Raw genomic sequence first — 2714 nt, 5'->3', positions numbered from 1 at the left:
GCCATGGTCATGTTCTGGGGCCCACCCTCCATCTTCATGTCCATGTCCATCGCGTAGGTTTCGGGCGCATAGGTGCCGGACATGGTGGCATTCATCGTGCCGCCCTGCGACTTGCAGGACACCTGGCCCTTTACCGCGCCGCCCTTCGCCTCGAACCCGCCATAGGTGCAGTCCTTGTTTTCCTGGCCGGCGAACATCTCGCCGCTGGGATTGGCGGCCTGTTCGGGCGTCACGCAATATTTGAGCGAGGTCTGGCTCATCATGCTTTTCATCCGGTCCTTCATGCCGGCCGGTGCGCCGGGCATGTTGCCCAGGTCGATATCCTTGACGGTAAAACGCCCTTCCCACTGGCCGGGCTTGAGCTGAACCTTGTCGACTTCCGCCTTCACCTCCGCCTTGCTCATGGCGTCGGTCGCGGCGATGTCTCCTGTCGTATCTCCGGGTTTGTCGCCACAGGCAGCGAGGCCCGCCGTCAGAACTGCAAGCATCAAGACTGTCCGGCGCATGATATTCCTCCCTGTTTCCGCCCCTGACATGAACATAACGCCGCTGCGTGTGGGTTCAATGACGTGGAATAAAATGATACATGTTCTTGATTTGTTCTTCTAAATCTGCTAGGCGCGTCGCGAACTTTGGGGGGAGTTTCGATGCAGCGGACGATGTCGGGCGAACTGACGGCCTTCAGCCTCTATTTGCGCACCGGGCGCAGGGTCGACCCAGCCGCGGTCGAGGTGAAATTTAATCCATGGCATGATGAGCAGGATGGGCGCTTCACCTTCGCGGGCCATGGGCGCTATTTCCCGGCGGGCGGCCGGGCCGGCGATGCCGGTTCCGCAAAGGCCGGAGCCAGCCGACCTTCCGGCAAAGCAGATCGTCCAGACGTACCGGATCGCACCCGCCATCGTGCCGACCATCCGGACAATTTCGCGCTTTATACGGTGCAGCGAGGGGATTCATTGTCTCGCATCGCTGCACGGCGAAAAGGGCTCAGGGCGCGCGATCTGGCATGGCTCAACCGGCAGTCGCTCGACCAGCCGTTGCGGGTCGGACAGCAGATCAAGCTGCCGCATCAAGCTTATCTGGACGCAGGGCGAGCCGCCAAGAACAAGTTTCTGGGCCTGGCCCATTATATGGACGCGCATGGCGGAAAATTGCCGCCGGACGCGGCGAATCCGCCGTCGCTGGAAAGCCAGATTCTCGATGCAAACTGGAAGCGCGAGACGAGGAACGGCTATGATTTCCACATTGATATCGTTGCACGCAACCGACGGACGTTTGGCCAATTATCTTTGGCGGCAGCGCCGATCCGGTCACGCCGCAATCAAGCGCAGGCCGGCAAGCCAGATCGGCGGGCCAGCGATGATGGCGGCCATTTCATCGCTGCTCGCTTCAACGGTCCCCGCGACAGCTTCAACCATTTCGCCCAGGATGCGAACTTCAACCGCGGCAGCTACCGCGCCATGGAGGATGGATGGGCCAAGGAATTGCGAGCAGGACATAAGGTGTTTGTCGACATCGAACCGCTATATCATGGGGCGTCGAAGCGCCCCTACCAACTCACCGTCACTTGGTATGTTGATGGCAAAAGAGCCGTCCAGAAGTTCCCCAATGAAGCGAAAGGAACCGTCGGTGGCAAAAGATAAATGGGATATTCTGGGGCCGCTCATGAACGAGATCGGCGTAGAACTACTCCATGTCGTTGGCGGCGATCCCGACGGCATCTTTCTTTACGTCGAGATCGGCGAGGGCTGGATCAGTCCCAATGTCTTCAAGGACGAAGGGCATCAGATTCGAAATCTGGATGACAGCGAATTGCTTTCCGATTTGCTTTGGGAAGCCTGGTACGCCGAATCCGAGGAAGGTGGACTCAAGCGCTGGTCGATCATGGAATATGAGATCAAAGATGGGAAATTCGACGTCAGCTTCAGATATCCAGATGAAGTTAAAGTCGAAACTATCAGCATGGAACGACGTGAAGCCGCCCTGCGCGCCCGCTTCGGCGAAAAGCCGGTCGTCTATCCGCCGCCGCCCGGGACCGGGTTCGAACTGAAACCCTGACCAACGCATCCCGGATTGCGTCCCCCGTCAAAGATCCCATATTCGCCCCATGTCGATTCAGATCCGCACCAGCCTCGATGAACCGGAAACCGGAGAGGGCTTCGTCCCGCACCGCCCGGCTCGCCCCGAAAAGAGCGAGGGCGGCCGGCCATTCACGCTGGTCAGCGACTATGAACCCTCGGGCGACCAGCGCACCGCGATCCCCGAACTGGTCGAACAGGCGCTGGCGGGCGAGAAGGATCAGGTGCTGCTCGGCGTCACCGGCTCCGGCAAGACCTTCACCATGGCCAAGGTGATCGAAGCGCTGCAACGGCCTGCCCTTATATTGGCGCCGAACAAGATCCTCGCGGCGCAGCTCTATGGCGAGTTCAAGAGCTTCTTCCCCGACAATGCGGTCGAATATTTCGTCAGCTATTACGACTATTATCAGCCCGAAGCCTATGTCGCGCGGTCGGACACCTATATCGAAAAAGAGTCCAGCGTGAACGAGAGCATCGACCGGATGCGCCATTCGGCTACCCGCGCGCTGCTGGAACGCGACGATGTCATCATCGTCGCGTCCGTGTCCTGCCTCTATGGCATCGGGTCGGTCGAAACCTATTCGGCCATGACCTTCTCGATGAAGAAGGGCGGGATCGAGGACCAGCGCGAGATCA

The 2714-nt window shown here is 59.4% G+C and carries 4 protein-coding genes; 3 read left to right on the top strand and 1 reads right to left on the bottom strand.

What is annotated here, in order from left to right; all coding sequences use genetic code 11:
• The coding region (locus tag VMR39_RS03460; RefSeq protein ID WP_414712447.1) for a DUF3617 domain-containing protein at nucleotides 1-488 on the bottom strand (488 nt) is incomplete at its 3' end.
• Between the two features lie 159 nt (nucleotides 489-647).
• Here VMR39_RS03460 and VMR39_RS03455 point away from each other — a divergent pair.
• The 3 genes from VMR39_RS03455 to VMR39_RS03445 form a co-directional block, all read left to right on the top strand.
• Entirely contained in the window at nucleotides 648-1643 is a 996-nt protein-coding gene (locus VMR39_RS03455; RefSeq protein WP_325414380.1) for a DNA/RNA non-specific endonuclease, read from the top strand.
• The gene (locus VMR39_RS03450; RefSeq protein WP_325414378.1) at nucleotides 1630-2058 is read left to right on the top strand and encodes a hypothetical protein; all 429 of its coding nucleotides are present in this window, start codon (nucleotides 1630-1632) and stop codon (nucleotides 2056-2058) included. Before VMR39_RS03455 ends, VMR39_RS03450 begins: the two co-directional genes overlap by 14 nt.
• 49 nt (nucleotides 2059-2107) lie before the next feature.
• Nucleotides 2108-2714: DEAD/DEAH box helicase family protein (locus tag VMR39_RS03445; RefSeq protein ID WP_325414376.1), on the top strand; the 607-nt coding region annotated here is incomplete at its 3' end.

Origin of the sequence: Sphingobium sp. (assembly GCF_035511395.1) — a bacterium.
Taxonomy (GTDB): domain Bacteria; phylum Pseudomonadota; class Alphaproteobacteria; order Sphingomonadales; family Sphingomonadaceae; genus Sphingobium.
Note: the sequence above shows the minus strand (reverse complement) of the source record. Positions and strands in the feature narration are given on the sequence as shown.